The 423-nt window shown below is 45.2% G+C and carries 2 protein-coding genes; both read left to right on the top strand.

The features are described 5' to 3' along the window. Positions 1-94: hypothetical protein (locus RVS70_RS23480; protein ID WP_414617191.1), on the top strand; the 94-nt coding region annotated here is incomplete at its 5' end. Next, the coding region (gene ybeY, locus RVS70_RS22690; RefSeq protein WP_321134994.1) for an rRNA maturation RNase YbeY at positions 95-423 on the top strand (329 nt) is incomplete at its 3' end.

The raw sequence follows: 423 nt of genomic DNA, 5'->3' as shown, positions 1-423 counted from the left end.
GCTGGATACAATCGCAAAAACGCTCTGTGCAACATTAAAAGGAATTTTCCACTCCCGGATTGAATATCCGGAGGCTACTAAGAAGGTGAAATAGATGAGTTTACTGATTGATATCGTTGATGAAACAGGAAGCGTCTCAGAAGAGATGCTCAAAGAAGTAGAAAATCTGCTTCAATTTGCTGCTGAGCGTGAAGGCGTTCAGGATCAGGCTGAGGTTTCTGTCACGATCGTTACCAATGATGACATACAGCAGATTAACAAAGAATACCGGGGAAAGGATACACCGACAGATGTCATCTCATTTGCTCTTGAAGAAGATGGAGAAGGCGAGGTCGAAATCGTGGGCGCCGAGATGCCTCCGGTTTTAGGTGACATTATCATCAGTGCCGATCGCACAAGAGAGCAGGCAGAGGAGTATAATCA

Origin of the sequence: Virgibacillus sp. M23 (assembly GCF_034190895.1) — a bacterium.
Classification (GTDB): Bacteria; Bacillota; Bacilli; order Bacillales; family Amphibacillaceae; genus Virgibacillus; species Virgibacillus salarius.
This window is presented reverse-complemented; position numbering and strand designations above follow the sequence as displayed.